Annotated in this window: 35 protein-coding genes; 19 read left to right on the top strand and 16 right to left on the bottom strand. The window is 66.4% G+C overall.

Annotated features, from left to right (window positions below; genetic code table 11):
* Window positions 1-18: 18 nt before the first annotated feature.
* From LH19_RS23015 to LH19_RS22995, 5 genes are all read left to right on the top strand, one after another.
* Window positions 19-765, top strand: a complete 747-nt coding sequence (locus LH19_RS23015) for a FadR/GntR family transcriptional regulator (protein WP_054732021.1) — start codon at window positions 19-21, stop codon at window positions 763-765.
* A 137-nt stretch (window positions 766-902) separates the two neighbouring features.
* Window positions 903-1,382, top strand: a complete 480-nt coding sequence (locus LH19_RS23010) for a response regulator transcription factor (RefSeq protein WP_234716010.1) — start codon at window positions 903-905, stop codon at window positions 1,380-1,382.
* Between the two features lie 60 nt (window positions 1,383-1,442).
* On the top strand, window positions 1,443-1,820 hold the full coding sequence (locus LH19_RS23005) for a hypothetical protein (protein WP_054732019.1): 378 nt from the start codon (window positions 1,443-1,445) through the stop codon (window positions 1,818-1,820).
* 26 nt (window positions 1,821-1,846) lie between these two features.
* On the top strand, window positions 1,847-2,263 hold the full coding sequence (locus LH19_RS23000; protein WP_234716009.1) for a hypothetical protein: 417 nt from the start codon (window positions 1,847-1,849) through the stop codon (window positions 2,261-2,263).
* A gap of 3 nt (window positions 2,264-2,266) precedes the next feature.
* A complete protein-coding gene (locus tag LH19_RS22995) occupies window positions 2,267-2,791 on the top strand; it encodes a MarR family winged helix-turn-helix transcriptional regulator (protein ID WP_234716008.1) in 525 nt (174 codons plus the stop codon).
* A 38-nt stretch (window positions 2,792-2,829) separates the two neighbouring features.
* On the opposite strand, the gene LH19_RS22990 is transcribed toward LH19_RS22995, so the two are convergent.
* The 6 genes from LH19_RS22990 to LH19_RS22965 form a co-directional block, all read right to left on the bottom strand.
* Complete coding sequence (locus LH19_RS22990) at window positions 2,830-3,603, bottom strand: sigma-70 family RNA polymerase sigma factor (protein ID WP_054732017.1); 774 nt, start codon at window positions 3,601-3,603, stop codon at window positions 2,830-2,832.
* The gene (gene flhA, locus LH19_RS22985; RefSeq protein ID WP_054732016.1) at window positions 3,593-5,716 is read right to left on the bottom strand and encodes a flagellar biosynthesis protein FlhA; all 2,124 of its coding nucleotides are present in this window, start codon (window positions 5,714-5,716) and stop codon (window positions 3,593-3,595) included. The genes LH19_RS22990 and flhA overlap by 11 nt, the downstream gene beginning before the upstream one ends.
* Window positions 5,713-6,534, bottom strand: coding sequence for a transglycosylase SLT domain-containing protein (locus LH19_RS22980; RefSeq protein ID WP_054732015.1), 822 nt, complete (start codon window positions 6,532-6,534; stop codon window positions 5,713-5,715). Before LH19_RS22980 ends, flhA begins: the two co-directional genes overlap by 4 nt.
* Before the next feature lie 79 nt (window positions 6,535-6,613).
* Entirely contained in the window at window positions 6,614-6,919 is a 306-nt protein-coding gene (locus LH19_RS22975) for a hypothetical protein (protein ID WP_054589526.1), read from the bottom strand.
* Window positions 6,919-7,221 (bottom strand): flagellar biosynthesis anti-sigma factor FlgM, encoded by a 303-nt coding sequence (gene flgM, locus LH19_RS22970; RefSeq protein ID WP_054732014.1) that lies wholly within the window; start codon window positions 7,219-7,221, stop codon window positions 6,919-6,921. The genes LH19_RS22975 and flgM overlap by 1 nt, the downstream gene beginning before the upstream one ends.
* A 360-nt stretch (window positions 7,222-7,581) precedes the next feature.
* Window positions 7,582-8,100 (bottom strand): flagella basal body P-ring formation protein FlgA, encoded by a 519-nt coding sequence (locus LH19_RS22965; RefSeq protein WP_054732013.1) that lies wholly within the window; start codon window positions 8,098-8,100, stop codon window positions 7,582-7,584.
* 281 nt (window positions 8,101-8,381) lie between these two features.
* On the opposite strand from LH19_RS22965, the gene flgB reads away from it, so the two are divergent.
* From flgB to LH19_RS22895, 14 genes are all read left to right on the top strand, one after another.
* Window positions 8,382-8,732, top strand: a complete 351-nt coding sequence (gene flgB, locus LH19_RS22960) for a flagellar basal body rod protein FlgB (protein WP_054589523.1) — start codon at window positions 8,382-8,384, stop codon at window positions 8,730-8,732.
* A complete protein-coding gene (gene flgC / locus LH19_RS22955; protein WP_054589522.1) occupies window positions 8,729-9,136 on the top strand; it encodes a flagellar basal body rod protein FlgC in 408 nt (135 codons plus the stop codon). The genes flgB and flgC overlap by 4 nt, the downstream gene beginning before the upstream one ends.
* Before the next feature lies 1 nt (window position 9,137).
* On the top strand, window positions 9,138-9,458 hold the full coding sequence (locus LH19_RS22950; RefSeq protein WP_054732012.1) for a flagellar hook assembly protein FlgD: 321 nt from the start codon (window positions 9,138-9,140) through the stop codon (window positions 9,456-9,458).
* A gap of 10 nt (window positions 9,459-9,468) precedes the next feature.
* On the top strand, window positions 9,469-10,296 hold the full coding sequence (locus tag LH19_RS22945) for a flagellar hook-basal body complex protein (protein WP_054732011.1): 828 nt from the start codon (window positions 9,469-9,471) through the stop codon (window positions 10,294-10,296).
* Between the two features lie 35 nt (window positions 10,297-10,331).
* Complete coding sequence (locus tag LH19_RS22940) at window positions 10,332-11,069, top strand: flagellar basal body rod protein FlgF (RefSeq protein ID WP_054732010.1); 738 nt, start codon at window positions 10,332-10,334, stop codon at window positions 11,067-11,069.
* 11 nt (window positions 11,070-11,080) lie between these two features.
* Window positions 11,081-11,869 carry a flagellar basal-body rod protein FlgG gene (flgG, locus tag LH19_RS22935; RefSeq protein WP_054589518.1) on the top strand — a complete coding sequence of 263 codons (789 nt, stop codon included), beginning with the start codon at window positions 11,081-11,083 and terminating at the stop codon, window positions 11,867-11,869.
* Entirely contained in the window at window positions 11,850-12,509 is a 660-nt protein-coding gene (locus LH19_RS22930) for a flagellar basal body L-ring protein FlgH (protein WP_054732009.1), read from the top strand. Before flgG ends, LH19_RS22930 begins: the two co-directional genes overlap by 20 nt.
* Before the next feature lie 44 nt (window positions 12,510-12,553).
* Window positions 12,554-13,630 carry a flagellar basal body P-ring protein FlgI gene (locus LH19_RS22925; protein WP_054734167.1) on the top strand — a complete coding sequence of 359 codons (1,077 nt, stop codon included), beginning with the start codon at window positions 12,554-12,556 and terminating at the stop codon, window positions 13,628-13,630.
* Window positions 13,627-13,935 (top strand): rod-binding protein, encoded by a 309-nt coding sequence (locus LH19_RS22920; protein WP_082396066.1) that lies wholly within the window; start codon window positions 13,627-13,629, stop codon window positions 13,933-13,935. The genes LH19_RS22925 and LH19_RS22920 overlap by 4 nt, the downstream gene beginning before the upstream one ends.
* Entirely contained in the window at window positions 13,932-15,263 is a 1,332-nt protein-coding gene (gene flgK / locus LH19_RS22915; RefSeq protein WP_054732008.1) for a flagellar hook-associated protein FlgK, read from the top strand. The genes LH19_RS22920 and flgK overlap by 4 nt, the downstream gene beginning before the upstream one ends.
* A 14-nt stretch (window positions 15,264-15,277) precedes the next feature.
* Window positions 15,278-16,108 (top strand): flagellin N-terminal helical domain-containing protein, encoded by an 831-nt coding sequence (locus LH19_RS22910; RefSeq protein ID WP_054732007.1) that lies wholly within the window; start codon window positions 15,278-15,280, stop codon window positions 16,106-16,108.
* Between the two features lie 88 nt (window positions 16,109-16,196).
* Window positions 16,197-17,060, top strand: a complete 864-nt coding sequence (gene motA, locus LH19_RS22905) for a flagellar motor stator protein MotA (RefSeq protein ID WP_054589514.1) — start codon at window positions 16,197-16,199, stop codon at window positions 17,058-17,060.
* Window positions 17,060-17,920 (top strand): flagellar motor protein MotB, encoded by an 861-nt coding sequence (locus LH19_RS22900; protein WP_054732006.1) that lies wholly within the window; start codon window positions 17,060-17,062, stop codon window positions 17,918-17,920. Before motA ends, LH19_RS22900 begins: the two co-directional genes overlap by 1 nt.
* Window positions 17,921-18,076: 156 nt before the next feature.
* Complete coding sequence (locus LH19_RS22895; RefSeq protein WP_234716007.1) at window positions 18,077-19,165, top strand: sigma-54 interaction domain-containing protein; 1,089 nt, start codon at window positions 18,077-18,079, stop codon at window positions 19,163-19,165.
* Between the two features lie 124 nt (window positions 19,166-19,289).
* On the opposite strand, the gene LH19_RS22890 is transcribed toward LH19_RS22895, so the two are convergent.
* From LH19_RS22890 to LH19_RS22845, 10 genes are read right to left on the bottom strand one after another with little or no spacing between them, the layout of a single operon-like run.
* Entirely contained in the window at window positions 19,290-19,679 is a 390-nt protein-coding gene (locus LH19_RS22890) for a flagellar export chaperone FliS (protein ID WP_054732005.1), read from the bottom strand.
* An 11-nt stretch (window positions 19,680-19,690) separates the two neighbouring features.
* Window positions 19,691-21,067, bottom strand: coding sequence for a flagellar filament capping protein FliD (gene fliD, locus LH19_RS22885; protein ID WP_054732004.1), 1,377 nt, complete (start codon window positions 21,065-21,067; stop codon window positions 19,691-19,693).
* A gap of 44 nt (window positions 21,068-21,111) precedes the next feature.
* Window positions 21,112-22,260, bottom strand: a complete 1,149-nt coding sequence (gene flhB, locus LH19_RS22880; RefSeq protein ID WP_054732003.1) for a flagellar type III secretion system protein FlhB — start codon at window positions 22,258-22,260, stop codon at window positions 21,112-21,114.
* Window positions 22,261-22,264: 4 nt separating this feature from the next.
* Window positions 22,265-23,047: a flagellar biosynthetic protein FliR gene (gene fliR / locus LH19_RS22875; protein WP_054732002.1), complete on the bottom strand. Its 783-nt coding sequence runs from the start codon at window positions 23,045-23,047 to the stop codon at window positions 22,265-22,267.
* Between the two features lie 7 nt (window positions 23,048-23,054).
* Complete coding sequence (locus LH19_RS22870) at window positions 23,055-23,324, bottom strand: flagellar biosynthetic protein FliQ (RefSeq protein ID WP_054732001.1); 270 nt, start codon at window positions 23,322-23,324, stop codon at window positions 23,055-23,057.
* Between the two features lie 4 nt (window positions 23,325-23,328).
* Entirely contained in the window at window positions 23,329-24,099 is a 771-nt protein-coding gene (gene fliP / locus LH19_RS22865; RefSeq protein WP_054732000.1) for a flagellar type III secretion system pore protein FliP, read from the bottom strand.
* Entirely contained in the window at window positions 24,089-24,367 is a 279-nt protein-coding gene (locus LH19_RS22860; protein WP_054589506.1) for a FliO/MopB family protein, read from the bottom strand. Before LH19_RS22860 ends, fliP begins: the two co-directional genes overlap by 11 nt.
* Window positions 24,367-24,699: a flagellar motor switch protein FliN gene (fliN, locus tag LH19_RS22855; protein ID WP_054589505.1), complete on the bottom strand. Its 333-nt coding sequence runs from the start codon at window positions 24,697-24,699 to the stop codon at window positions 24,367-24,369. Before fliN ends, LH19_RS22860 begins: the two co-directional genes overlap by 1 nt.
* Entirely contained in the window at window positions 24,692-25,621 is a 930-nt protein-coding gene (locus LH19_RS22850) for a flagellar motor switch protein FliM (protein ID WP_054731999.1), read from the bottom strand. Before LH19_RS22850 ends, fliN begins: the two co-directional genes overlap by 8 nt.
* Entirely contained in the window at window positions 25,618-26,223 is a 606-nt protein-coding gene (locus tag LH19_RS22845) for a flagellar basal body-associated FliL family protein (protein ID WP_054731998.1), read from the bottom strand. Before LH19_RS22845 ends, LH19_RS22850 begins: the two co-directional genes overlap by 4 nt.
* Between the last annotated feature and the right edge of the window lies 1 nt (window position 26,224).

The raw sequence follows: 26,224 nt of genomic DNA, 5'->3' as shown, positions 1-26,224 counted from the left end.
GATGATAGGGCTTGCGGCATGGCGGTAACCAAGGCGGCGTCGCTGGCGGACGATCTCGTCCAGCGCTTCGAGGAACAGATCGAAACGGGCGATATGCCGCCGGGATCGCGCTTTCCTACCGAAAAGGCGATCACCGAGGCATTCGGGGTCAGCCGCACCGTCGTGCGCGAGGCCTATTCGCGCCTCGCGGCGCGCGGCCTGCTCGTGTCGCGGCGCGGATCGGGCGCCTATGTCGCCGATGGCGCGCATTACCGCGCTTTTCAGGTGACGCCCGACGAAACCGGCAAGATCGAGGATGTGTTGCAGCTCCTGGAAATGCGCATGGGGTTCGAGGCGGAAATGGCCGAGCTCGCGGCGCGGCGGCGAACCGCCGCGAACCTTGCCGAAATCGGCGCCGCGCTCCGGGCGATGGACGAAAGCATCGACGTCGACGGATCGGTTGCCGCCGACACGGCGTTTCATGCGGCGATCGCGCGCGCCACCGGCAATCCCTATTTCATCCGCTTCACCCAGTTTCTCGGCGTACGGCTGGTTCCGTCGCGCCAATTATATCTTCAGGGCAGCGACACCGCGCAGCATCAACGCTATGCCCGGACGATCAACCGCGACCATCGCGCGATCCATGCCGCGATCGAGGCGGGCGATGCCGCCGCGGCGCGGCGTGCCGCACGGCGGCACATCGAAAAATCGATCGCGCGCTACCGCACCTTGCTGGAGGCCGGCGCGCCGCGCGCGCCGGACCCGGACGAAAAATTTTCGGGATGACCCCTGCGAACGATCGCACATAATTCGAAATGCGGCGCTTTTCCGTGCCGATGTAACGTAACGAGGGGGGTAACGAATAGGTGAATCACCTGGCCGCCCAACTTGATTTCGACTCCTGATGCTCTATGCGGGGGCGCGTGCAAGGTGACCCGGACAATTACATCAGTCTCCTTTCGGCCGCGCAAATCGAGACGTTGCGGCATGTTTTTGAGCACAAAAATTCCAAGGAAATCGCGCGATTGATGGGGGTGTCGCCGCATACGGTCGACGAACGGGTGCGAAGATCGTTAAGAAAGCTTAATGTTTCCAACAGGATAGAGGCAGCGCGTATCCTCGCCCGTAACGGTGTCTTCGACCATGTTACTCCTTATCAGCCTTTGACATATCAACTGATCGACCTAGGCGCCTCTCCGCCTGCCGACGATGGCGATGCGGGGCGTAGTGCGACGAGGCGGGTTCTTGATATAGGTTCGCCATTTCCTACCGCGTCCCAGCCGTCCAACCGGCACGGGTTGATGGAAAGGATAATCTGGCCGATCCTGATCGCCTTCGCGACCATTTTGGCCTTTTCCGCCCTCTATTCGATCCTTGTCGGACTAGGTCGTGTCATGACCTGATGTTCGAACGGAATGCTGCGGGGGGGACCGGTGGCATTCTCCTATTCAAGGGACCACCATATGCTGAACGAACGCGTTTCCGCAGCGAAAAAGATCGCTAGCGAGCTGCACCAGGCCGAAGACGCCATTGACGAGGCGATGATCCGCATCGCCCAGCTTGCGGCGACATTGCCGACCGCGCGCCGCGAAACCAACATGTCGGCGATCGTCGGCCAGGAGGCGATGTCGAAAGTCGCGCACGCTCTGGCCGCCGCCGGCGAAGTTCGCCAGCTCCTCACCGACGCGCATCTGGCGCTGACCGTGACGCAAAAGGAAGTCGGGCTCGGCACGCGGATGTTCGGTGCCGGCGTCAAGCCGCCCGCCGCATCGCTCGACCAAGGCAGCAACGATCAGCTCGCAGCCCAGGCTGCCGCTCAGTCGCTCGCCAAGGCGTCGTAAGCCGACAGGAAAGGTCGACGAGCCACATGTTGTGGACCGTGGCGTTATATTATGGCGTGTTGCTCATCACGGTGACCGTCGCGCTGCTGCGCGGCGGGCCGCCGGAACGGTGGGCAGCGTACACCGCCCTGATCGCCTCGGTCTCCACAACGGTATTGGCACCCAATCCGGAATGGACCGACATTGAAATCAATATCTTCGTCGTAGACATCGCAGTACTGGCGAGTTTCTGGTCTATTTCCCTGAAAACAAAGCGTTTCTGGCCATACTGGATCACCGGATGGCAGTTGATCGCGATTTTCGGGCATATCCAGAAAATGATGTTTTCGGAGATATTGGCAGGGCCCTATGCGCTGCTTTCGATGTATATTTCCTACCCGATCCTCTTCGTAATTCTTTACGCGTCGGGTTCGGTCAGACGGAGGGGTGAAGTTGGGGCGTAACTTATGGAACGCCCCGGGGGGTCCCGTTACATGCAGCAATTTTCGAACGAAGAAATTGCCGAACTCAAGTCGCGTATCGATCAAATCCACGACCTGCTGACGACCCGGGGGGGCGATGAGCAGGCGGTCATGGCGATCCCCGTTTCGCTGACGCGAAGCGAGGCGCCGAAAGCGGTGCTGGTCGACCAGGTGGCGTTCAACATTCAGATGCGGCGGCTGCGCAAAAGCCATTTCGGTGGCGCCCAGCTGTCGGGTCCGGTGTGGGACATGATGCTCGACCTGATGCTGGCCGATACCAACGGACGCGAACTGAGCGCGAGCGATCTTGCGGCGGGGGCGGGGGTGCCACTGTCGTCGGGCCTGCGTATGATCGCCTCGCTCGAGGCGCAGGGGCTGGTCCGGCGTTTCATCGACCAGCACGACCGTCGCCGTTCGCTCGTCGAACTGACCGAAAAGGGCAGCGAGCGGATGGAAAGCTATTTCGAAAAGATCGGCAGCGCCTGGGAGAGCCGCCAGATTGCTGCCTGACGGCCTTGATGTGGGACGGCGTGGGGCCGCCCGGCTACCTATTCGGTCATTTCCACCATCATCGCATTAACCTTCGCCATTGCGTCGCGCTTGATCTGGCAGATGCGGGCAGCGCTGACGTCGAGGGTCAGGCCGATCTCCTGCAAATTCAGTTCCTCGAAGAAATAGAGCTGGAGCACCATTTGCTCGCGCTCCGACAGCCGGTCGATGCACTGGCGCAGCGCATCCAGCACATCCTCTTCCTCATATAATGTTTCGGCGCCCGGCCGGTCGTCGGCGATCAGGAAGCTGCCGCTTTCGGTCAGCTCGTCGAGCGAGGTCGAGCGGCCTTGCATCGCGCTGCGTTCGAGCGCGAAATATTCTTCGGCCGACATGTCGAACGCCTCGGCCATCTCGGCGGCCGTCGGCGCGCGCATCAGATGCTGTTCGAGCGTCGCGCGGACCGTCTTCAACCGCTTGTTCGCCACCATCGCCGAGCGGCCGACGTCGGCTTCGCGGCGGAGCTGGTCGATCATCGCGCCGCGAATGCGGGTCGAGGCATAGGTGGCAAAGGCGAAGCCGCGTTCCTCATAGTGGCGACTCGCCTCGATGAGCGCGATCAGTCCCGTCTGGATGAGGTCGTCGAGTTCGCTCGTCCGCGACACCCGCGAGAACACCTGCCAGGCGATCTTGCGCACCAGCGGCGCATATTCGTCGACCAGCCGTTCGACGCTGTCGGGATAGCCGCGCGGGCGCAGCGTCCCGCCGGCGGCGGCGGCATATTCCCTCGGGCCGGTGGCGCCGGCGAACTGCCCCGCGGGCTCAATTCTCATGATATTCGTCCTTGGTCTGGGCGTCTTCGGCGGCGCCGAGGCGCGGAACTTCCGCGCCGATGGTGGCGACGATTTCGGTCTGCTTGTTCGCCGGGATCTCGAGGTAGGAAATGACGGCGACGTCGGGGAAGGTCGCGCGGACCAGCCGCGACAGCGCCGGGCGGCAGATCGGCGAGGCGACCAGCGCGAAGCTGCGCGTCGACAGCAGCAGCGGTTCGACCGCCTGCCCGATCTGCTCGACGATCTTCATCGCCATGCCATGCTCGAACGGCCATTCGGCGCCGGGATTGGCGCGCACCGCCTGATTGAGCAGCACCTCGATCTCGGGGCTGAAGGTGACGACGGGGAGCGGCATGCGGCTCGGCACGATCGTCTGGACGATCAGCGCGCCGATGCGCTGACGCACCGCCTCGATCAGGTCGCCGTCGCCGAGCTGCTGTGCCGCCAGTGCGACCATCGCCTCGGCGATCTTGCGGAAATCGCGCAAGGGCACGCGCTCGATCAGCAGCGCCTTGCACAGCGCCGCGACGCGCGGCAGCGCATAGCCCTGCGGGCTCAGATTCTGCGCGAGCTGCGGATAGTGGAGCTTCAGATTGTCGATCAGCGCCTGCGCGTCGTCGATGCCGAACAGTTCGGCCGCCGAGGCGATGATGCTGTTGTTGAGGTGCGTCGCGACCACCGTGGCGGGATCGACGACGGTATAGCCCGCCGCGATCGCGTCATTCTGTGCCGCCTTCGGGATCCACAGCGCGTCGAGCCCGAAAGTCGGGTCCTTGCACGGGCGGCCGGTCACCTTGGCGACCAGATCGCCCGAATCGAGGGCGAGCATCTCGTTCGGGAAAACCTCGTCCTCGCCGACGATCACCCCGGCGACCGAGATGCGATAGACGTTGCCGGGCAGCGACAGGTCGTCGCTGACCTTGACCGGCGGGACGACGAAACCGAGTTCCTTCGACAGCTGGCGGCGGATGCCGGTGGCCCGCGTCATCAGCGGCGCGCCCTTGCGGTCGTCGACCAGCGCGACGAGCGCATAGCCGATTTCGAGCTGGCAGGCGCTGGCGTCGCTGACGTCGGCCCAGTCGATATGATGCGGGTCGGCAGCGGGCGCCGCGGGTTCGGGCGCCGCGGCCTGATCGGCGGCGGCACGCCGCAATTGCCAGCCGATGACGCCGGCGATCGCGCTGGCGGGCAGGATCAGCATCTGCGGCATCGCCGGGACCATGCCGAGGATGAACAATATGCCGCTGACCGCCATCCAGATCGTCGGCGACGCGAACTGGCTGCCGATCTGGCCCGAAAGGTCGAGCGGCGAATTGACGCGGGTGACGATCGCGGCGGCGGCGATCGAGAGCAGCAGCGCCGGGATCTGCGCGACGAGCGCGTCGCCGATCGCCAGCGTGACATAGGTGCTGCCGGCTTCGGAGAAGCTGAGGCCATGGCTGAAGATGCCGAGGATCAGGCCGCCGACGATGTTGACGAACAGGATCAGCAGGCCGGCGACCGCGTCGCCCTTCACGAATTTCGAGGCACCGTCCATCGAGCCATAGAAATCGGCTTCGGTCGCGACTTCCTGACGCCGCGCTTTCGCTTCGTCGGGGGTGAGCAGGCCGGCGTTCAAATCGGCGTCGATCGCCATCTGCTTGCCGGGCAAGGCGTCGAGGGTGAAGCGCGCCGACACTTCGGAGACGCGTCCGGCGCCCTTGGTGATGACGACGAGGTTGATGATCATCAACACGACGAAGACGAACAGGCCGACGACATAGTCGCCGCCGATCAGCACCTGGCCGAACGCCTCGATGACATGGCCCGCCGATGCGGTGCCTTCGTGCCCGTGGACGAGCACGACGCGCGTCGAGGCGACGTTGAGCGCGAGGCGGAACAGGGTCGCGAGCAGCAGGACGGTCGGGAAGGCCGAGAAATCGAGCGGTTTCGACGCCTGCAGCGCGACCATCAGGATCAGCAGGCTGATCATGATGTTGGCAACGAAGCTGATGTCGAGGATCAGCGGCGAAACCGGGATCACCATCAGCGCGACGAGGATCAGCATCCCCGCCGGCAGCGCGGCGGCGCCGGCGAAGCGGCCGGCGTTGCGCAGGTTCAGGCCCGGCGTCATGCCGTGCCTCCGAGCGACGCGAGCCGCTGATAGGCCTGGGCGGCGAAGCCCATCGAGAGTTTCTTGGGCATCGGCTGGATATCCATCATCGGGAGCGGCGGCCGCCCGGCGGGGGCGCCGCTGCTGCTTGCCATCTGCATGCGCCATCCGGGTGCGAGGCCGGAACCGCCGCCGGGCAGCATCGCCGGCGCGCTGCCGTCTTCGAGCTTGAGGCGGAAGCGTTCGCGAATTTCGCCGAGGCTGCGCATGCTGCCGTCGGAGGCGTAGAAGATCGAGCGGTTGGCGGCGGCCGCGTCGGGCATCATCGTGGCGCCCGGCAGGTCAGGGTTGGACTCCCAAGCCGCGAGGAATTTGGCGGCGCCGCCGCTACCGAGAAAGTGAGCGAGATAGAGGTCGACCGGTTCGGCGTCGCGGCCGATGCGGCTTTCCAGATAGTCGCGGTTGTCCGAGGTCAGCTCGGCGGCCATGCTCGACGCCGCGGCGGGATCGTCGCGTAGGTCGAAGATCTGCTGGCGCAGCGCGGGGTCGGTCACCGACAAGCGCCCCGACGCGTCGCGTCCGATCGCGTTCGCCGCCCAGCCGAGGCCGTGCTCGGCGCCATGGCGCTGCAGGGTGGCGAGCCAGGTCTGTTTGGTGAACTGGTACAGCCCGCGCGCCGACGAGGTCGGGGCCTTGGCGGTCGGATTGAAGCCGCTTTCGACGCGCGCGACGTCGAACAGATAGTCGAAGTCGATCCCCGTCCGCGCCGATGCGTTCTGCACCGCGTCGATGACGGGTGCGGCGATGCGCGGGCTTTGAGGGGTATTGATCGCATTCATGGCTTTGGTTCCGCTGGTTCGGCAGACCAAAAGCAATCATCGTGCCATTTCGGGAAAATGGCCTCGGAAGCAAGTTTTATCAGTAGGTTAGGGCAGGTCCCCGGGTCGCGCCGCCGCGTAGCTGATGGGTGTTGTCAATCCTCTGACGCGTCCAGTTCTTCAGGATGTTGACCCGGATCGCGGCGGCTTCAAGCTGGCCTAGCACCGCCTCGATCAGCGCCCGCGCGCGGCCTTCGCTGCCTTCGGCGACGCGCGCGCCGCGAAACAGGATCACCGACGTGGCGAGCGCCTCGGTCGCGGCGATGATGGCGCCCGCGTCCTGCCCGTCCAGCGCACCGACCAGCGCGTCGAGCCGCGCCTGCACCTCGTCCATCTCGGCCAGCATCAGGCGCCGCTGCCTTTCTGGAACGCCAGCATCGCTTTGGCGGTGGCGGCCGCATCGGGGGCATAGCTGCCGCCGGCGATGGCGGTGCGGAGCGCCGCGACGCGCGACACGTCGACCGACGGTCCCTGTGCGGCGAGTTCGCCGGCCATCGTGATCAGCCGGGCGACGGGCAGGGCGTCCTGCGCCGCCACGCGGACCGGCGGCCGTGCCGCGGCAACGCTTTCGCTTGCGATCCTGCGCGTGGCGCCGGTGCGGACAAGGCCGCCGACGGCTTGCACCCCGATCTTGCTGTCACCCGACATCTTCGCCTCCTTGGCCGTCCGTCAGAAAAGTGACGGCGCCGTATCGAAGGCTTTAACGGACGGTGACGGGGAGGATTAAGGGGTGGTGCCGGAAAAATGACACGGACGCGATTATCGGCGCATTACGGCCGAAACGCGACTTTCAATCCTTCGTCACCCCGGACTTGATCCGGGGTCCATGACTTCAGCGCCGCAATGGATCCCGGATCAAGTCCGGGATGACGAAGGTGGCTTAAGCAGCGTCCCCTCACCACCCCAAGGCCGCCACCGGCCACAAATTCCCAATGCCAACGACGAAAACCCGGCGGCGTCGGAAAATCGACAGCCGCCGGGCCGATGCGACCAGCAGGGGGTGAAATTCTAGTCGGCGAGGCGGGCCCGGCCGGGGCCGGTGACGGTGGCGCTGAGTGTGCTCTTGGCGTCGCCGCCCCTGAGGGCGATCGTTTCGCCGACGCGGCCGTCTTCGGACGCGGTTGCGGCGTAGCTGATCGAAAAGCTTTCGGTGTCGATCGTCACGCGGACATTGTCGCCGCGGCGGATCACCGGTGCGGCGGCCGCCGGGCGGGCGTAGCTCGCCTGCGTCGGGGTGACGCCGGCGGGACCGGTCATCGGGACGCGGAGGCGCCAGCCGAGCGAAGGGCAGCGGACCGCGAGCGTCTGGGCGTCGATCGCGGTGACCGATGCCTGTTCGGGGCAGCGCGCCAGCTTGATGCGGCGGTCGATCGGGGTCGCCGAGCGGCCCATCGCATTCGCCACCATCGCGGTGAGTACGTCGATCGTCTGCCAGTCCTCGCTGGCTTGCTGGGCATGGGCGACGGGTGCGGCGGCCATGCAGGCGGCGATGCCGGCAACGCGCCAGGTGCTTGTCTTGCGAACCATGATCCATCTCCTTCAGGTCCAAAATGGTCGCGGATATGAAAGCAGGAAACGTGCCAGTCGTGCTTTGCTGCGGCTTTGCGTGGCGCCGCGGCGGGCGCCGTCAAACTTTTGACTGACGCCGGAATGGCCGTCGCCGGAGTGCCGTGGCTCTCATTCAAATATATGAAAAATATGGAAAAATATCTTTTGGCACGGTGATTGCATCGTTCCTTCCGTTTTTCCGCGCACCCGCGCCGGCGACCGCCGACCAAGGGCTCCGCGGCAAAAGAAGGAATGGTACGATGGCATCCGAAAAGCTTTTTGGCCTGCACGCGACGGCGCTCCAGCTCCGCAGCCAGCGCATGATGCTGCTCGCGTCGAACATCGCCAATGCCGCGACGCCCAATTACAAGGCGCGCGACCTTGATTTCTCGAAAGCGCTCGACCTTGCGCAGCAGGGCGGTTCGGCCGCCGACGCGATGCAGGGTGCGATTGCCTATCGCGTCCCGGTCCAGTCCTCGCTCGACGGCAACACCGTCGAGATGGCGACCGAGCAGACGGCGTTTGCCGAAAATGCGCTCGCCTACCGGTCGAGCCTCGCTTTCCTCTCGGGCCGCGTCAACACGCTGACCCGCGCGATCAAGGGCGAATGACGATGAACAATTTCTCGGTCTTCGACATCAGCGGCCGCGCGATGTCGGCGCAGCTCGTCCGCCTCAACACGACCGCCTCGAACCTCGCCAATGCGGGGACCGTCGCGGGGAGCGAGGCGGGCGCCTTTCGTTCGATGAAGCCGGTGTTCCGCACCGTGATGGACGATCATGGCCGCGCAACGGTGCAGGTCGACCAGGTCACCGTCGGCAAGATGGCGCCGTCGAAACGGCACGACCCCAGCAACCCCTTGGCCGACAAGGACGGCAACGTCTGGGAAGCCGCGGTCGATAGCGCCGCCGAGCTGGTCGAGATGGTCGAGACCGCTCGCCAGTATCAGAACAATGTCCAGGTCCTCGAAACCGCGAAGGGCCTGATCAACGAAACCTTGAGGATGGGACAGTAAGATGGCCGTGAACAGCGTCACCAACAACAGCAATGTCGTGCTCCAGCCGAAGGGCAGCGGGCAGCAGATGGGGCAGAGCGATTTCCTGCGCCTGATGACCGCGCAGCTCAGCCAGCAGGACCCGTTCAACCCGGTCGATAACCAGGCGATGGTCGCGCAGATGGCGCAATTTTCGAGCCTCGCCGGGATTACCGAGACGAACACGACGCTCCAGCAGATCTCCGACCAGCTCAAGGCGCAGACCGCGCTGCTGCAGGACATCAAGGCCGCCACCCCGGCGCCCGCGACCGACACCACCGCCGACACCAACAGCACGCAGTAAGGAAAAGCTCATGTCGTTCTACACCTCGCTTTCGGGCCTCAAGGGCGCCCAGACCGAAATGTCGGTCGTCTCGAACAATATCGCCAACGCCGGCTCGATCGGCTTCAAGCGTAGCAAGGCCGAGTTCGGCGACATCTTCGCCGCTTCGCCGAACCAGTCGACGAAGACGGTGGCCGGGCAGGGCACGCGCCTCAGCGGCATCACCCAGCAGTTCACGCAAGGGTCGTATGAATCGAGCGAAAAGACGTTCGACATGGCGGTCATCGGCGATGGCATGTTCGTCGTGAAGGGCGAAGCGCCGCGCAACCAAGTCACCTATACCCGCAACGGCTCCTTCTCGCCGCTCGAGGACGGCCGGGTCGTCGATTCGACCGGCGCGACGCTGCAACTGCTGCCGGTCGACGCCGACGGCAACGTCACCAGCCGCGACCTTGCCTCGACGCAGGATTTCGTCGTGCCGCAGCACGCGCCGGGCAACCCCGACGCGGCGCTCGTCAACATCTCGATCGGCCTCGACGGCCTCGCCACGGCGACCTTCGCCGACGGTTCGGACCAGACGCTCGGCAAGATCGCGATGGCGACCTTCCCCGCGATGGAAGGGCTGCGCCCGATCGGCGATTCGCACTGGCAGTCGACCGGCGACAGCGGCCCGCCGACGATCGACGCCGCGACGAACGGTCCGATGGGCTCGATCCAGTCGGGCGCGCTCGAACGCTCGAACGTCGATATCACCGAGGAACTGGTGATGCTGATCGCCGCGCAGCGCAATTTCCAGGCGAATGCCAAGGCGATCGAGGGCGCGTCCGCGCTGACCCAGACGATCATCGGCCTCCGCTGATCCGCCGCTGACCGCCGCCTGCCGAAAGGACCATCATGGACCGCGTCATCTATACCAGCCTCACCGCGATGCGGGGCAGCATGGCCCGGCAGACGGCGACCGCGAACAATCTCGCCAACGCGCAGACGCCGGGCTTTCGCGCCGACATGGCCGAATCGCAGGCGCTGTGGCTGAACGGCAATGGCGGCCGGGCGATGTCGTCCGAGGAAGTGATCGGCGCCGACATGCGCGCCGGCACGATCGCCGCCACCGGGCGCGACCTCGACATCGCGATGCAGGGCGATGCGATGCTCGTCGTGCAGGCGCCCGATGGCGAAGAGGCCTATACGCGGCGCGGCGACCTGATGGTCGCGCCGAGCGGGCTGCTCTCGACCGGCGACGGCCATCCGGTGCAGGGAACGCAGGGCCCGGTCACCATCCCGCCCGCCGATTCGGTGACGATCGACGACGAAGGCCGGGTCTTTGTCGTCCCCGCCGGCGGCGATCCCCAAAATCCGCAGCAGGTCGACCGGCTGCGGCTCGCGACCCCGACGGGATCGGAGATCGTCAAGGGGCTCGACAATCTGTTCCGCGTCAAGGGCGGCGGCATCTTGCCCGACGATCCCGAGGCGCGGGTTATCACCCGCTCGATCGAAGGCTCGAACGTCACCGCGACGGTCGCCCTCGTCGACATGATCGAGGCCAGCAAGGCCTGGGATTCGCAACTCAAGCTGATCGACGACGCGCGCGAAATGGACAGCGCGACGGCGAATCTGATGCAGCTACCCCGTTAAGGAGAAAGATAATGAGCTTCGGTGCCTTGCACGTCGCGCGGACCGGTCTGGATGCCCAGGGCTTTCGGATGCAGGTGATCGCGAACAACCTCGCCAACGTCAACACGACGGGTTTCAAGCGCGACCGCGCCAATTTCGAAACCCTGAGCTATCAGATGATGACCCAGCCGGGCGCGCCGTCGTCGGCGGAGAACCGCTATGCGATCGGGCTCAACCTCGGCACCGGCGTCTCGCTCGCGGGCACCGCGCGCATCGACACGCAGGGCAGCTTTGCGACCACCGGCAACGGGCTCGACGTCGCGATCGACGGCGCCGGCTTCTTTCAGGTGCTGATGCCCGACGGGCGCACCGGCTATACCCGCGCCGGCAATTTCACCACCTCGCCCGAAGGGACGATCGTCACCTCGGACGGCAAGCCCGTCCAGCCGGCGATCCAGATCCCCGACGGCGCGACCGGCATCACGATCGGCGCCGACGGCACCGTCTCGGCGCAGCTTCAGGGCGATGCCGAAACGACCGAACTCGGCAAGATCGAGATCGCGCGCTTCGCCAACCCCGCGGGGCTGCAGGCGATCGGCGACAATATGCTGATCGAGACCGCCGCTTCGGGGGCGCCGCAGGTCGGTGCCGCGGGCGAAGAAGGCCGCGGCACGCTGCGCGGCGGCATGCTCGAGGGATCGAACGTCAATGTCGTCGAGGAACTCGTCGACATGATCGAGACGCAGCGCGCCTATGAGGTCAATTCGAAGATGATCCAGGCCACCGACGAGATGATGAAAAATGCGACGCAGACTCTCTAAGGGCCTGCTGACCCTGCTCGCGCTGGCGCCGGTGACGGGCCACGCGAAGGACAAGGTCGCGCCCGACGCCTTTTCGGTCACCATGCCCGCGCCGCCGCCGGCGCCGCCGGCGAACGGTTCGATCTTTCAGGGTGCCTATGTACCGCTCACCTCGGGCGGACGCGCGGGGCAGGTCGGCGACATCATCACCATCCAGCTCGTCGAGCGCACCGCCGCGACGAAGAGCAACGCCGCGGGGACGCAGCGCGACGGCAATATCGGCCTGACGCCGCCGTCGACCGGCCCGCTGTCGCTGTTCAACCCGAGCGACGTCGCGATGGGCGGCGGTCAGCAGTTCAAGGGCAAGGGCGACGCATCGCAGTCGAACGCGCTGTCGGGCGAAGTCAGCGTGACCGTCGCCGCCGTCTATCCGAACGGCACGATGCTGGTGAAGGGCGAGAAATTGCTCACCCTCAACCGCGGCGACGAGCGGGTGCAGATTGCCGGCATCGTCCGCGCGATCGACATCAGCCCCGACAACCGCATCCTGTCGACCCGCGTCGCCAATGCGAACATCCGTTACGTCGGCAAGGGCGAGATCGCCCGCGCCAGCCAGCAGGGCTGGCTGCAGCGCTTCTTCTCGATCATCAGCCCCTTCTAAGGAATATCGAAGTGACCCAGCGTCCCGCCCTCATCGCCTTCCTGATGCTGCTCCTCGCCAGCTTTGCCTTCGCCGCACCGGCGTCGGCGCAGCGGATCAAGGATATGGGCCAGTTCCAGGGCCTGCGCGCCAACCAGCTCACCGGCTACGGCATCGTCGTCGGGCTTGCGGGGACGGGCGACGACAGCCTCGACTATTCGACGCTCGGCATGAAGGGCGCGATCTCGCGCTTCGGGCTGACCTTGCCGCCGGGGCTCAACCCGGCGCTCAAGAATGCCGCGGCGGTGATGGTCACCGCCGAACTGCCGCCCTTCGCCAAGCCCGGCCAGCGTCTTGACGTCACCGTCTCGGCGATCGGCAAGGCCAAGAGCCTGCGCGGCGGCACGCTCGTGCTCGCGCCGCTCTATGGCGCCGACGGCCAGATCTATGCGATGGTGCAGGGCAACCTCGTCATCGGCGGGCTCGGCGTCGATGCCGCCGACGGGTCGAAGCTGACGGTCAATGTCCCGTCGAGCGGCCGCATCGCAAATGGCGCGACGGTCGAGCGCGCGGTCGACACCGGCTTTGCGACCGGCGACTGGCTGACCTTCAACCTCCACCAGTTCGACGCCACCAATGCGAAGCGCGTCGCCGACGCGATCAACGCGGCGATCCCGGGCAGCGCGTCGATGATCGACGGCGCCAGCATCGCGATCCGCGCCGCCGGCAACGGCGACGACCGCATGCGGCTGATGTCGCAGATCGAGAATTTGGGCGTCGAGCGCGCCGATCCGCCTGCCAAGGTGATCGTCAACGCGCGCACCGGCACGGTCGTGATCAACGGCGCAGTGCGCGTCGGCACCGCTGCGGTAACGCAGGGCAAGATGACCGTGTCGATCAAGGAATCGCCGATGGTCGTCCAGCCGGCGCCGTTCAGCCGCGGCCAGACCGCGGTCGAAGAATCGAGCGACATCACGGTGAATGAAGAAGCCCGTCCGGTGTATCTGATGAAACCGTCGGCGTCGCTTGCCGAACTGGTCGATGCGATCAACCGGCTCGGTGTCGCACCCGGCGACCTTGTCGCCATCCTCGAGGCGCTGAGCCAGGCTGGCGCGCTCACTGCAGAACTGGTGATCATATGACGACGCCCATTTCTTCGGTTCGTGCCACCCCGGCCCCTGCGGCCGCGGGAGGCGGCGGCGACGGCGGCCTGCGCAAGGCGGCCGAGGCCTTCGAAGCGGTCATCCTGCGCCAGCTCCTCGCGTCGATGCGCCAAGCGAAGCTCGGCGACGATATCTTCGGGTCGAGCGCCACCGACAATTTCCGCGAGATGGCCGACGCCAAGACCGCCGACAGCATCGCCGCGATGCGCCAGTTCGGTATCGCCGACATGGTCGAGGCGCAGTTCCGCGGCCGCGCCGCGAGCCAGGCCGGAGTGGTGCAATGAGCGACCTTCTGGGCATCGGCGCGAGCGGGCTGCGCGCCTATTCGCGCGCGCTTGCGACGGTCGGCGACAATATCGCCAATGCGCAGACGCCGGGCTATGCGCGGCGGACGCTCCAGCTCGGCGAGGCGCTGGGGGCGGGCGATACGCCGTTCGTGCGCGCCAATGTCAGCCCCGGCGGCGTTACCATCAAGGGACTCAGCCGCTCGGTCGATGCCTGGCTGAATGCCGACGCCCGGATATCTTCGGGCGATGCCGAGCGCGCCGGGACCAAGCTTGCCTGGCTGGACCGCGTCGAAACCGCGCTCAGCGACGAGACGAACGGTATCAAGACGGGGCTGACGAAGGTCTTCACGACCGCCGACGAGCTGACCGCCGATCCGTCGAACCGGACGCTGCGCAGCCAGTTCCTGCAGGCGGTCGACGATGTCGCGTCGGGCTTTCGCACCGCCGCAGGGCAGCTTTCGGACATGGCGGACGGGATTTCGGACGCCGCGACCAGCGCGGTCGACCAGTTCAACGCCGACCTGAATGCGCTCGAACAGATCAATGTCGGGCTGCGCAAGGCGCGGCCCGGTTCGACGGGCGAAGCGACGTTGCTCGACGAGCGCGACCGGCTGATCGACCAGCTTTCGGCGCAGGGCGGGGTGACCGCCAGCTTCGACGATCGCGGCGCGGCGACGCTGCGCGCGACGGCGAGCGGCGATATCCTCGTCGGCGGGGGCGTGGTGACGCCGGTCACTGCAACCACTGCCGCCGACGGCCGCGTCTCCTTCTCGCTTGCCGGCGGCGCCCCCTTCACCACCGCGACCGGGTCGCTCGCCGGCCTTGCCGAAGCATCGAACCATGTCGCCGACCAGCGCGCGGCGCTCGACACGATGGCGAGCGATTTCGCCGGCCAGCTCAACGCTGCGCATCAGGCCGGAACCGACGCCGATGGCAATCCCGGCGCCGCGCTGTTCACCGGGACGGGCAGCGCCGCCACGCTGACCGCCGTGCCCTTGACCGCCGATCAGGTCGCCGCCGCCGACGCGAGCGGTGCCAATGGCAATATGCTGGCGTTCGGCGCGATGCGCGGGGCGAACGACCCCGAATCGAAATGGGCGGGGCATATGGCGTCGCAGTCGCAGGCGACCGCTTCGGCGCGCGCGCAGGATGCCGCCGCGACGACGCGCGCCGATGCCGCTGCGGCGGCGCGCGGCACGGTCAGCGAAGTCGATCTCGATCGCGAGGCGGCCGACCTCATGCGTTTCCAGCAGGCCTATTCGGCGGCGGCGCGCACGATCCAGGTCGCCCGCGAGACGATGCAAGCGCTGCTGAGCGCGATCTAGGAAGGGTCAGTTTCATGATCAACGCCGTGGGCAATCGCATGACGCGCGAAATCGCGCGCCAGCGCAGCGTCGCTGACCAGATCGAGCGGACGCAGACGCAAATCTCCACCCAGAAAAAGCTGCTCCGGGCGTCGGACGATGTCGTCGCGTCGCGGCGGATCGCGACGATCGGCACCGCGCAGGCGAGCACCACCACCTGGGCGCGCAACGTCAAGGCGGCCGAGGCGCAGGTCGCGCAGGCCGACACTGCGCTGGGGACGGCCGGCAACCTCCTGTCGCGCGCCCGCGAACTGACGCTGTCGGCGGCGAGCGCATCGATGAACCCCGCCGACCGCGCGAGCGTCGCCGCCGAACTGACGGCGATCGCCGAAGAACTCGACAGTCTCGCCGCGACGCGCGACGTCAATGGCGAGCCGCTGTTCGCGGCCGGCGACGCCCGGACGATGCGCTTCGATTCGGACACCAGCTTTGCCCCGGTGCCGTCGGCGGCGAGCGCCTTTGTCGTGGGCGGCAACCCGATTTCGACCGCGCTTCGCGACGCGGCAGCGGCGGTCGGCAGCGGCGACAGCGCCGCGATCGGCGCCTCGCTCGAAACGCTTGGCGCGGGCATCGCGCATGTCGCCGACCAGCGCGCGACGCTGGGGCTGGCGGCCGGGCGCCTCGAACGCATCGGCGACAGCCTCGCGAGCCGCAGCATCTCGCTCTCCGACGAGCGCTCGTCGCTCGAGGATACCGACCTGTCGGTGGCGATCGCGCAGCTCAACGCCCAGAATATGACGCTCGAGGCGGCGCAGGCGGCCTTCGCGCGCATCAACCGGCAGACGCTGTTCGATATTTTGAGCTGACGCGCTCAAAGTTTCGCCGCTGCTGCCGTTAATCATCAAGACGTCCCGTTTTGCGGGGGGCCCGGCCCCCCGACTGGAGTAGGTTTGCATGTTCCCCGTTGTCGGCATCATCGTCTTGATCCTGCTGGTGTTCGGGGGCTTCGCGCTGACCGGCGGCAACCTCGAACCCGTGCTCCACGCGCTGCCGCACGAAATGCTGATCATCGGCGGCGCCGCCATCGGATCGCTGATCATCGGCAATTCGGGCAAGGAGCTGAAGGCGCTCGGCGGCGGGCTGGGGAAGGTGTTCAAGGGGCCGACCTATCAAAAGGCCGACTATCTCGACTGCATCCTGCTCGTCTCGACGCTGATGAAGATGATGCGCACCGAGGGCCCGGTCGCGGTCGAACCGCATATCGAGGACCCGGCGAACTCGCCACTGTTCCAGCAATATCCGAAACTTTTGAAGGACGAGACGCTCGTCCACCTGATCTGCGACACGCTGCGGCTTGTCGTCGTGTCGTCGGGAACGCTCGACCCGCATGCGGTCGAGGAGGTGATGGACAATGCGGTGAAGAGCCACCACCATCACGCGATCAAGCCCGCCGACGGATTGCAGAGCCTCGCCGACGCGCTCCCCGCGCTCGGTATCGTCGCGGCGGTGCTCGGCGTCGTGAAAACGATGGGATCGATCGACAAGCCGCCCGAAATCCTCGGCGCGATGATCGGTTCGGCGCTGGTCGGAACCTTCCTCGGCGTGCTGCTCGCCTATGGCCTCGTCGGTCCGTTCGCGACGCGGGCGCGCACGGTGATCGAAAGCGACGCCGCCATTTATCACACGGTGAAGCAGCTCATCATCGCCTCGCTGCACGGCCACCCGCAGCCGCTGGTGATCGAGGCGGCGCGCTCGGGCGTCGATCATTCGAACCAGCCGAGCTTTGCGGAAGTCTTTGACGGCATGCGGGGCCGCTGATGGCCGCGCGTCCGAACACTCCGGTTCGCCCGATCATCGTCAAGAAGGTGATCGAGGCCGGCCACGCCGCGCATCATGGCGGGGCGTGGAAGGTCGCCTATGCCGACTTCGTTACCGCGATGATGGCCTTCTTCCTCCTGATGTGGCTGCTCGGGGCGACGACCGAGAAGCAGCGCAAGGCGCTTGCCGACTATTTCGCGCCGACGATCGTCAAGACCAAACAGGAAAGCGCCGGGTCGAACGGCATGTTCGGCGGCGATTCGATCGTTTCGGCCGACGACTATCCGCACGCTGCCGGCCAGACCGGAACGCGCTCGATCACCATCCCCAAGGACGCCGTCGGCGGACCCAAGGAAGCGTCGGGCCGCGAAAGCGAGCGGATGAAGTTCCAGCAGGTCGCAAAGTCGCTGGTTGATCGCGTCCAGAAGAAAGGCGACCTGAAACGCCTCGCGCGCAACCTGCGCTTTACCGAGACGACCGAGGGGCTGCGGATCGACGTGGTCGACGATGCCGACTTCTCGATGTTCGTCATGGGCACCAGCCAGCTCACCCCCGACGGCGCGCGGCTGTTCCGCGAGATTGCGGAGCCGATCGCGCAGGTTCCGAACCGGCTGATGATCCGCGGCCACACCGACGCGGCGCCCTGGTCGGCGAAATCGGGTACGAACAACTGGCGCCTGTCGGTCGACCGCGCCGAGGTGACGCGCCACTTCCTCGAGTTTCGCGGCATCGGCACCGAGCGCTTCTCGCGCATCGAAGGGGTCGCCGATCGCGAGCCCTATCTGCCCTCCGACCGATTCGATCCGCGCAACCGCCGCATCTCGATCACGCTCGGCTGGGGCGGTGCCTCCAACAATTAGTGCCAATCTGGCAGCATCTGGAATCCTTGCCGACGCAATCGCGTGGGCATTGCTGCCAACTTGGCAATAATCCTTTGTTTTGAAGGGGTTAGGTTAAGATGGATAATCTTTTGTTTACCATTTTCCTCAATCTCTGAATCCATCGAAGGCGCCGATTTGGGGGGCGCGGTGGAGACGATGATGACCGTGGGGCATAATGAAGGCGGCCAGGCCGCGCTGGAAACGCTGATCATCGGGACCAGCCCTGCGACGCAGCGGCTGCGCGAAATGATCCGCCGCGTGGCACGGTCGAACGCATCGGTCATGCTCTGCGGCCCGTCGGGTTCGGGCAAGGAACTCGTTGCCCGCGCGATCCATGACGAAGGCGTCCGTTCGGGCAAGCCCTTTGCCGCGATCAACTGCGGCGCCATTCCCGGCGAACTTATCGAATCCGAACTGTTCGGCCATGAAAAGGGCAGCTTCACCGGCGCCACCGCGCGTCGCCTCGGTCATTTCGAGGCGAGCGAGGGCGGCACCGTCTTTCTCGACGAAATCGGCGACATGCGTTTCGACATGCAGGTCAAGCTGCTCCGCGTGCTCGAAGACCGGACGATCGTCCGCGTCGGCAGCAGCGACGTCCGCCATGTCGACGTCCGTGTCATTTCGGCAACGCATCAGGATCTCGATGCCGCGATCGCCGAAGGCAAGTTCCGCGAAGACCTGTTCTTCCGGCTCGGCGTGGTTGTGTTGCAGGTCCCCAGCCTCGCCAGCCGCGTCGAGGATATTCCGGCGCTGATCCGCCACTTCCAGCGCAAGATGCCCGGCGAAGCCAAATGCCGCTTCGACGACGAGGCGATGATGTTGCTGATGCAGCACCGCTGGCCGGGCAATGTGCGCGAACTCCGCAATTTCGTCGAACGCGCCAGCGTTCTGCATGGCGGCGAGACGCTCGGCGCCCATGACGTCGCGATGCTTTTGAACCCCACCGCAGCACTTGCGCCGGCGCGGGCTGTCCCCAGCAGCCCTGCTCCGGTGCAAGCCGGCGGCGAGGAGTTCATCACGGCGGCCGCACCGCACGCCAAGACGCCGGCGCCGGGGCGACCGATCGATCTCAAGCGCGAGATCGAGACGATCGAACTCGAACAGATCCACGTCGCGCTCGACCTGGCCGACGGCATCATTTCCGAAGCGGCGCGCCTGCTCACGCTCAAGCGCACGACGCTGATCGAGAAGATGCGCAAATATGGCGTCCAGCAGGCGGCCTGAGCCGCGCCGGACAGAATTTCGACATTGCTGAAAACGGGGGCTCTGGTCCGCCCTTGTCAAGCACCCGGCCGTCCGTCCCCACCTTGGACGGCCGGGTGTATCCTTTCCGGCGCAGCAAAGCCGACTAGCGCAATTGCCGCCAGGCGTTGCTGACCGTCAATATTCCGTCGAGCAGATCCCTCAGCCCCGCCTCGTCGTTCGCCGCGACGACCTCGTCGAGCTTGCGGCGCATGCTGCGGTAAACGCGCGAGAGCGCCTCGGCGACGTCGCCGCCCGCTTCACGGTCGAGTCCGGCATCGAGGCCGATCAGGATCGCGCGGGCGCGGTGCGCGGGTTCGGTCGCCGACACGCGCTGGCCCTGCCGCACCATCGCGGCGAGCACGCCGATCGCAACCTCGAGTTCGTCGTAGAGCATCGTCACCAGCTCGACCGGATCGGCGGCGGCGGCGCGGCTTTCATGCTGCAACCGGCGATAAAGCCCGGTCGCGCGGACGGTCGAGGCGGTGGCGGTCATCGGGTCGGACTCTAGTTGTTATTCTGGTTGTTCCACATCTCGATCTGCTGTTCGAGATAGGTCTGCGTCGCCTTGAAGGCCGCGAGCTTGGCATCGAGCCCGCCGAACTGCTTCTCGAGCCGCGCGCGGTAGGTGTCTTCGCGTTCCTCGATCTTCTCGAGCTGTTCGGCGAGGGCCTCCCTCCGGGCGTCGAGCGACTTGGTCACGCGGTCGATCACGCCGTCGGTGGCGACCGCCTTGTCGCGGATCGCGTCGAGCGCGAAGGCGATGCCCGGATCGGTCGCCTCGGTATGCGTCGCGTCGCGCCGCGGGTTGAACAGCGCTTCGACCGCACCGGCGTCGGCGGCGAGGGCCTTTTCGAGCTTGGCCGAATCGAGCGACAGCAGCCCGTCGCGCGTCGACGAGATGCCGATATCGGTCAGCTTGTTGATGCTGCCGTGACTGGTGACGACCTTGCCGACCAGATTGGCGAGCTCGCGTTCGAGCTCGCGCAATGCCGTCGTCGAACCTGACATATTGGCGGCCGACGACAGGCTCTTCTTCATCTGGTTATAGACGGCGACGAAATCGCCGACGGTCTGCTTGATCATGTCGAGCGGCCGGCTGGCGCCGATATCGACCGGCTGGCCCGGCGATGCCTTCTTGAGCGTCAGCGACATGCCGGGAACGACGTCGTCGATGATGTTCGAGGCGCGGCTGAACGCGACGCCGTCGATCTTGAACTCGGCATTCGCGGCGCTCTGGCCCAGCGTCATCGCGCCGCCCGAACCATAGGAAAAGGTCGCAAGGCCGGGGTCGGCGCCGCTGTCGGCGGTAAGGGTGAAGGCCCCCGCTTCGCCGGTCGGTCCTTTCAGGATGATCCGGTGGCCGCCCTCGTCGGCGACGATCGAGGCGGTGACGCCGGCACCGCTGGCGTTGATCGCCTTGGCGAGGCCGTCGAGGCTGTTGTTCGTGGCACCGATGGTGATCGTCTTGTTCACGCCGCCGACGGTCAGCGTCATCGTCCCGGTGCCGATCGCCGCGGCCTTGTCGGCGACGATCCCCGAATAGGCGGTCTGTGCGCGCGCGAGCTGCGTCACCTCGACCGTCGCGGCAAAGCTGTCGGCCGACAGGCCGGCGCGCGCGGTGGCGGAGAGGACGCTGTCGTCGGATACCGTCGGGGTGCTGCGCAGCGTGCCGTCGGACACCATCTGGCTGAGCGAGTCGGCAAAACCGTCGAGGTCCGACCGCGCCTGTGCCAGCGCGCTGATCCGGGTCTGGTTCTGCTGCGTCAACTGGGTGACGCGCTCGATCTTCGGTTCGCGCGACGCCGCGGCAAGGTCGGTGACCAATTGTTTGGTGTCGATCCCCGATCCGAAACCGAGGCTGTTGGCGATGGAACTGACCATGTTCGATATCCTTCGAACCTCTTAACGGCCGGCGGAACGAAAGCTTAAGCCGTTCCTTGCGCGCGCCGTCCGTCGGGATCGAAATGATGCGATTCGGGCACGTCGACCGCCGGCTGCGCCCGGCCTTCGGCCATCGCGCGTTCGAGCTGGAAGACGAAGGCGAGGATCGTTGCGACGGCGACGAACAACTCCTCGGGGATCACCCGCCCGGCGCGCGCGGTGAAATAGATGGCGCGGGTGAGCTGCGGATATTCGAGCAGCGGGACATTGGCGCCGCGCGCCAGTTCGCGGATCGACAGCGCGACGTCGCCGCGCCCGCGCGCGACGACCACCGGTGCGGCGTCGATGCCGGGACGGTAACGCAGCGCGACCGAAAAATGGGTCGGGTTGGTGAGCACGACCGTCGCTTCCGACACCGCCTTGCGCGCCGAGCCGCTGAGCATCTCGTGCGCGCGCTGGCGCTGCGCCTGCTTGAGCTCGGGGGCGCCGTCGGACTGGCGCATCTCTTCCTTGATCTCCTGCTTGCTCATCATCAGCCGCTTGTTGCGCTGGAACCAGACCGATGGGACGTCGATCAGCGCGATAACGACCAGCCCACCCGCCATCGTCACCATCGCCTGGCCGATCGCCTGCCCGGCGAGCCCGATCGCGGCGCCCAGGTCGGTTGCCGCCATCGTCATGATCGCGGGCAGGTTCACCGCGACGAGCCAGTAACCGATCGAGCCGAGCAGCAGGACCTTGGCGATCGTCTTGCCGAGTTCGAGCGCGCCGTGCAGCCCGAACATGCGCTTCAGCCCGTTCATCGGGTTGATGCGGTTGCCCTTGAACCCCAGCGCCTTGCCGCGCCAGCCGAACGAGCCGAGCAGCGCGGGCCCCGCGATCGCGGCGACGAGCGCGAGCGCGAACAGGCTGGCGAGCGGCAGCAATATTTCGACCCCGTTGCGGAGCAGCGCTTCGCCCGGCGCGAAATCGGCGACGTCGGCGGCGGTCAGCGTCAGCCCGCGGCGGACAAGGTCGCCCGCCGACTGGACGAACCAGCCGCCCGCGGCAATCAGCCAGCCGGCGGCGGCGAGCATCATCAGCGCGGTCGCCAGTTCGCGCGACATCAGCACATCGCCCTCTTTCGCGGCATCGGCGCGCTTCTTCGGCGTCGGGGCTTCGGTCTTCTGGTCCTTTTCGGTTTCGCCGGCCACCGCGTCAGCCCCCCGCTGCGAGCATGCGCGCGGCGTCGAGCGCGTCGGACAGGATGCGCGCGACCGCTTCGGCCATCACCGGCGTCGCCACACCGAGCAGCACGACGCCCGCGAGCAGGGTCGCGGGGATGCCGACCGCGAAAAGGTTGAGCGCGGGCGCCGAGCGGCCGATGACGCCCATGATCATCTGGACGAGGATCAGCACGAAACCGACCGGCAGCGCGATCGTCAGCCCGGCGGCGAACATCAGGCTGCCGAAGCGCAGCAGGCCGCCGATCGCCCCGAACGAGGGGAAGGCATTGCCCGGCGGCAGCGCGCTATAGCTGTCGACGATGATCTGGATCAGGATCAAATGCCCGTCGGCGGCGAGGAAGAGCGCGGTCGCCAGCATCGACAGGAACTGGCCGATCGCCGAACTCGCCGCGCCGCTCATCGGGTCGACCATCGATGCGAAGCCGAGGCCCATCGCGTTGCTGATCGCCTCGCCCGCGAGCAGCGCCGCGGCGAGGCCCATCTGGAGGACGAAACCGATGCAGAGGCCGATCAGCGCTTCGCCGAGGATGAGGAGGAAGCCGGGAAAGGAAACGATGCCCTCGGGCGGCAGCACCATGCCCGATGCGGCGACCGCCGGCACGCCGACCGCGAGCGCGATGACGAGGCGAAGCTGGACCGGCACGTTCGTCGCCCCGAACACCGGCGCCGCGATGAACGCGGCGCCCGGCCGGATCATCCCGAGCATCCAGAGCTGGAGCATCGCCTCGATATTGGGGACGTCGGTCGGGTTCATCGATGTCCTAACGGACGAGCGACGGGATCTGCGCGAAGATTTCGCGCGTGAAATCGGCGAGCAGCACAAGGATGCTGCCGCCGAAGATCGCAAGGCAGATCGCCGCGACGATCAGCTTCGGCACGAAGGTCAGCGTCTGTTCGTTGATCGAGGTCGCCGCCTGCACCATGCCGAGCAGCACGCCGATCACCAGCACCGGGATCAGCAGCGGTGCCGAAGCGAGCGCGAGGATCCACAGCGCTTGCTGCGCCACGCCGACGAAATAATCCGCTTCCATTTCCCTAACCCACAAAGGAGGAAGCGAGCGATCCCATCGTCAGCGCCCAGCCGTCGACGAGGACGAAGAGCAAGAGCTTGAACGGCATCGAGATGATCGTCGGCGACAGCATCATCATACCCAGCGACATCAGCGCCGACGCGACGATCAGGTCGATGACGAGGAAGGGCAGGAAGATGAGGAAGCCGATCTGGAACGCGGTCTTGAGCTCGCTGGTGACGAAGGCGGGGAGCAGGATGGAGAAGGGAACGTCCTTCGGGCTCGCATAGGTCGGCGCCTTGGCGATCTTGGCGAACATCATCAGGTCGGTCTTGCGCGTCTGCTTCATCATGAAACCGTGGAGCGCGACGCCTGAGCGCGAAACCGCTTCGCCGATGTCGATTTGCTCCTGGCCATAGGGTTCGATCGCGACGCGGTTCACTTCGCTGATCACCGGCTGCATGATGAACAGCGACAGGAAGAGGCTGAGGCCAACGAGGACCTGGTTCGGCGGCGTTTGCTGGAGGCCGAGCGCGTGGCGGAGGATCGACAGCACGATGATGATGCGCGTGAAGCTGGTCATCATGAGCAGCAGCGACGGCAGCACCGTCAGCAGGCTCATCAGGACGAGGATCTGCAGCGACAGGCTCAGCGGCCGGCCGTCGCCGCCGATCTCGGCGACCGCGCGATCGAGACCGCCGGCCGCCTGCGCATAGGCGGCGGGCGCGGCAACCAGCAGCGCGAGGCCGCCGATCAGTGCGGCGCCGCGCAGCCAGCGTTTGCGATCAGTCGGCATGGAAGTCGCCCTCGCTGTTATCCGCCAGCCGGGTGATGCCGTTGCGCGACACCGCGACGAGGATCTGCTGGCCCGCGAATTCGACGACCGCCAGCTTCGATCCGGGACCGAGCGGCAGCACGCCGACGAGTTCGACCGGGCGCGGCTGCTTGGCTCCGCCGGTGAGCGGCACGCCCATCTGGACGCGCTTCCACAGCCACAGGCTGCCCCATGCCAGGCCGCCGATCATCGGCAGCAGGATGAGGAGGCGGAGGATATATTCGAGCATCAGACCCTCCGCTCGAAGCCCGCGATGCCCCGGTCGGGGGCGACGACTTCGGCGACCTGGATACCATAGCGGCCATCGACGCTGACGATCTCGCCCTTCGCGATCAAGGTGCCGTTGGCATAGATGTCGAGCAGGTCGGTCGCGGCGCGATCGAGTTCGATCACGCTGCCCTCCGACAAGGCGAGCAGTTCGGCGAGTGTCATCGAGGTCGATCCGACCTCGACCGAGACGCGCAACGAAACGCCGGCGAGCAGGTCGAAATTGGGCGCGGCGGCGATATCCTTGTTGTCGCGGCGGTCGCGGCGCGCGGGCGCTTCGCTCACATCAGTCATGGTCCGGTCCTTCCTCGATTTGTTCGATCATGATGGCGGCGTTGCCATTGGCCTCGCCGATGCTGCCATAGGCAAAATTGCGGCCCGCGACGGTCACCGGCACATGGCGCGGCATCGCGAGCGGGATGATGTCGCCGACCTCAAGCGCGAGCAGCTTGACGAGGCTGATCTCGGGCCGCGCGAGCACCGAGCGGACGGGCAGGCGCACGTCGCGCAGCGCCTTGTTGAGCGCGCCGGCCCAAGCGGGGTCGGCGGCGGGCTCGCGCGTGTCGTTGGCAGGTTCGGCGCCGGCGATGCCGCGCAGCGCGGCGAGCGGATAGGCGCAGGCGATCGTCTGACCCTCGAACGGTGCGCCGCGCAGCGTGAAGCGCTGGACGAGCAGCTCGTCGTCGGCGCGCACCGCGGCGAGGCGGGCGGGGTCGGTGGTGACGCAGTCGAGTTCGGGCGCGATCGGCAGCTTGTCGCCCCACGCCGCGGCGAGCTGCAAACCCATGTCGCGGCCGAGGCGCGCGGCGAAGCGCTCTTCGGCATCGGTCAGTTCTTCGCGTTCGGCCGCGAGCTGGCCCTTGCCGCCATAGAAAATGTCGACGAGCTGGAGGATCAGCGGCCGCGGTGCGGCGAGCAGCATCGGCCCCTTGAGCGGCTGGGCATGATAGCGCCAGAAGATCGCGGGCGCCGCGCCGGCGCTCCAGTCGGCGAACGCCACCTGTTCGGTGCCGGCGCGTTCGACCTGGATCAGGGGCGCGCCGAGCGCGCGGACGAGTTCGCGCAGCGAGCGTGCAAACTGCGTCGCAACGGCGTCGAGCGCCGGGAAGGCATAATTGCCCTCGGCGCGGCGCAGCAGCAGCGACGCCTTGCTGTCGGCAGCGTCGTCGGCTGCGGCTTTCGGTGCCGCCTTTACGGGTTTGGCCTGGAGCGTCACTGGATCACCAGGCTCGTGAAATAGACATTATCGATCCCCCCGAACCCTTCCTTGTCGCGCAGCACATCGTTGATCGCGGCCGTCAACTGACGTTGCAGCCGCTGTTTGCCCTGTGATGTGGAGAGCAACGCCGGGTCCTGTTCGGCAAGCACCATAAGCACCACCGAGCGGATCGGCACCGCCTGTCGTTTGATATTATTGATAACCTTGCCGTCGTAGAAGGTCGAAAGGCTGATACCGACCTGCAGGAAGCCCGATCCGTCGGCGAGATTCGTCGTGAACGCGTCGCCGATCGGATAATAGGTGATTTCATATTTGCGCGGGTCGACCTTGTAGCGGTCGTTGGGCACCGACACGGTACCGACCTTGGGCGCCGCCTCGCCGCTTTCGCCTTCGGCGGCCGGTTCGGCTTCACCCTTGCTGCGCAGGACGAGCTTCGGGAAATTATCCTCGGGCTTCGCCTCGTGCGCCGACAGCGCGCCGAAATAGATGCCCGCGCCCGCGCCCGCGCCGATCAGCGCAAGGGCGCCGACGCCGATGAAAAGCAGCTTCTTGAGCTTGCCCTTCGGCTTGGCTTCGGTTTCGACTTTATCCTTGGACATG

The organism is Sphingopyxis macrogoltabida (genome assembly GCF_001314325.1).
Lineage (GTDB): Bacteria > Pseudomonadota > Alphaproteobacteria > Sphingomonadales > Sphingomonadaceae > Sphingopyxis > Sphingopyxis macrogoltabida.
This window is presented reverse-complemented; position numbering and strand designations above follow the sequence as displayed.

Excerpts from the sequence above, each read along its gene's own strand:
- LH19_RS23015 (WP_054732021.1), top strand. The coding sequence starts at position 19 with ATGGCGGTAACCAAGGCGGCGTCGCTGGCGGACGATCTCGTCCAGCGC.
- LH19_RS23005 (WP_054732019.1), top strand. The coding sequence starts at position 1,443 with ATGCTGAACGAACGCGTTTCCGCAGCGAAAAAGATCGCTAGCGAGCTG.
- LH19_RS23000 (WP_234716009.1), top strand. The coding sequence starts at position 1,847 with ATGTTGTGGACCGTGGCGTTATATTATGGCGTGTTGCTCATCACGGTG.
- LH19_RS22995 (WP_234716008.1), top strand. The coding sequence starts at position 2,267 with ATGGAACGCCCCGGGGGGTCCCGTTACATGCAGCAATTTTCGAACGAA.
- LH19_RS22990 (WP_054732017.1), bottom strand. The coding sequence starts at position 3,603 with ATGAGAATTGAGCCCGCGGGGCAGTTCGCCGGCGCCACCGGCCCGAGG.
- flhA (WP_054732016.1), bottom strand. The coding sequence starts at position 5,716 with ATGACGCCGGGCCTGAACCTGCGCAACGCCGGCCGCTTCGCCGGCGCC.
- LH19_RS22980 (WP_054732015.1), bottom strand. The coding sequence starts at position 6,534 with ATGAATGCGATCAATACCCCTCAAAGCCCGCGCATCGCCGCACCCGTC.
- LH19_RS22975 (WP_054589526.1), bottom strand. The coding sequence starts at position 6,919 with ATGCTGGCCGAGATGGACGAGGTGCAGGCGCGGCTCGACGCGCTGGTC.
- flgM (WP_054732014.1), bottom strand. The coding sequence starts at position 7,221 with ATGTCGGGTGACAGCAAGATCGGGGTGCAAGCCGTCGGCGGCCTTGTC.
- LH19_RS22965 (WP_054732013.1), bottom strand. The coding sequence starts at position 8,100 with ATGGTTCGCAAGACAAGCACCTGGCGCGTTGCCGGCATCGCCGCCTGC.
- flgB (WP_054589523.1), top strand. The coding sequence starts at position 8,382 with ATGGCATCCGAAAAGCTTTTTGGCCTGCACGCGACGGCGCTCCAGCTC.
- flgC (WP_054589522.1), top strand. The coding sequence starts at position 8,729 with ATGACGATGAACAATTTCTCGGTCTTCGACATCAGCGGCCGCGCGATG.
- LH19_RS22950 (WP_054732012.1), top strand. The coding sequence starts at position 9,138 with ATGGCCGTGAACAGCGTCACCAACAACAGCAATGTCGTGCTCCAGCCG.
- LH19_RS22945 (WP_054732011.1), top strand. The coding sequence starts at position 9,469 with ATGTCGTTCTACACCTCGCTTTCGGGCCTCAAGGGCGCCCAGACCGAA.
- LH19_RS22940 (WP_054732010.1), top strand. The coding sequence starts at position 10,332 with ATGGACCGCGTCATCTATACCAGCCTCACCGCGATGCGGGGCAGCATG.
- flgG (WP_054589518.1), top strand. The coding sequence starts at position 11,081 with ATGAGCTTCGGTGCCTTGCACGTCGCGCGGACCGGTCTGGATGCCCAG.
- LH19_RS22930 (WP_054732009.1), top strand. The coding sequence starts at position 11,850 with ATGCGACGCAGACTCTCTAAGGGCCTGCTGACCCTGCTCGCGCTGGCG.
- LH19_RS22925 (WP_054734167.1), top strand. The coding sequence starts at position 12,554 with ATGCTGCTCCTCGCCAGCTTTGCCTTCGCCGCACCGGCGTCGGCGCAG.
- LH19_RS22920 (WP_082396066.1), top strand. The coding sequence starts at position 13,627 with ATGACGACGCCCATTTCTTCGGTTCGTGCCACCCCGGCCCCTGCGGCC.
- flgK (WP_054732008.1), top strand. The coding sequence starts at position 13,932 with ATGAGCGACCTTCTGGGCATCGGCGCGAGCGGGCTGCGCGCCTATTCG.
- LH19_RS22910 (WP_054732007.1), top strand. The coding sequence starts at position 15,278 with ATGATCAACGCCGTGGGCAATCGCATGACGCGCGAAATCGCGCGCCAG.
- motA (WP_054589514.1), top strand. The coding sequence starts at position 16,197 with ATGTTCCCCGTTGTCGGCATCATCGTCTTGATCCTGCTGGTGTTCGGG.
- LH19_RS22900 (WP_054732006.1), top strand. The coding sequence starts at position 17,060 with ATGGCCGCGCGTCCGAACACTCCGGTTCGCCCGATCATCGTCAAGAAG.
- LH19_RS22890 (WP_054732005.1), bottom strand. The coding sequence starts at position 19,679 with ATGACCGCCACCGCCTCGACCGTCCGCGCGACCGGGCTTTATCGCCGG.
- fliD (WP_054732004.1), bottom strand. The coding sequence starts at position 21,067 with ATGGTCAGTTCCATCGCCAACAGCCTCGGTTTCGGATCGGGGATCGAC.
- fliR (WP_054732002.1), bottom strand. The coding sequence starts at position 23,047 with ATGAACCCGACCGACGTCCCCAATATCGAGGCGATGCTCCAGCTCTGG.
- LH19_RS22870 (WP_054732001.1), bottom strand. The coding sequence starts at position 23,324 with ATGGAAGCGGATTATTTCGTCGGCGTGGCGCAGCAAGCGCTGTGGATC.
- fliP (WP_054732000.1), bottom strand. The coding sequence starts at position 24,099 with ATGCCGACTGATCGCAAACGCTGGCTGCGCGGCGCCGCACTGATCGGC.
- LH19_RS22860 (WP_054589506.1), bottom strand. The coding sequence starts at position 24,367 with ATGCTCGAATATATCCTCCGCCTCCTCATCCTGCTGCCGATGATCGGC.
- fliN (WP_054589505.1), bottom strand. The coding sequence starts at position 24,699 with ATGACTGATGTGAGCGAAGCGCCCGCGCGCCGCGACCGCCGCGACAAC.
- LH19_RS22845 (WP_054731998.1), bottom strand. The coding sequence starts at position 26,223 with ATGTCCAAGGATAAAGTCGAAACCGAAGCCAAGCCGAAGGGCAAGCTC.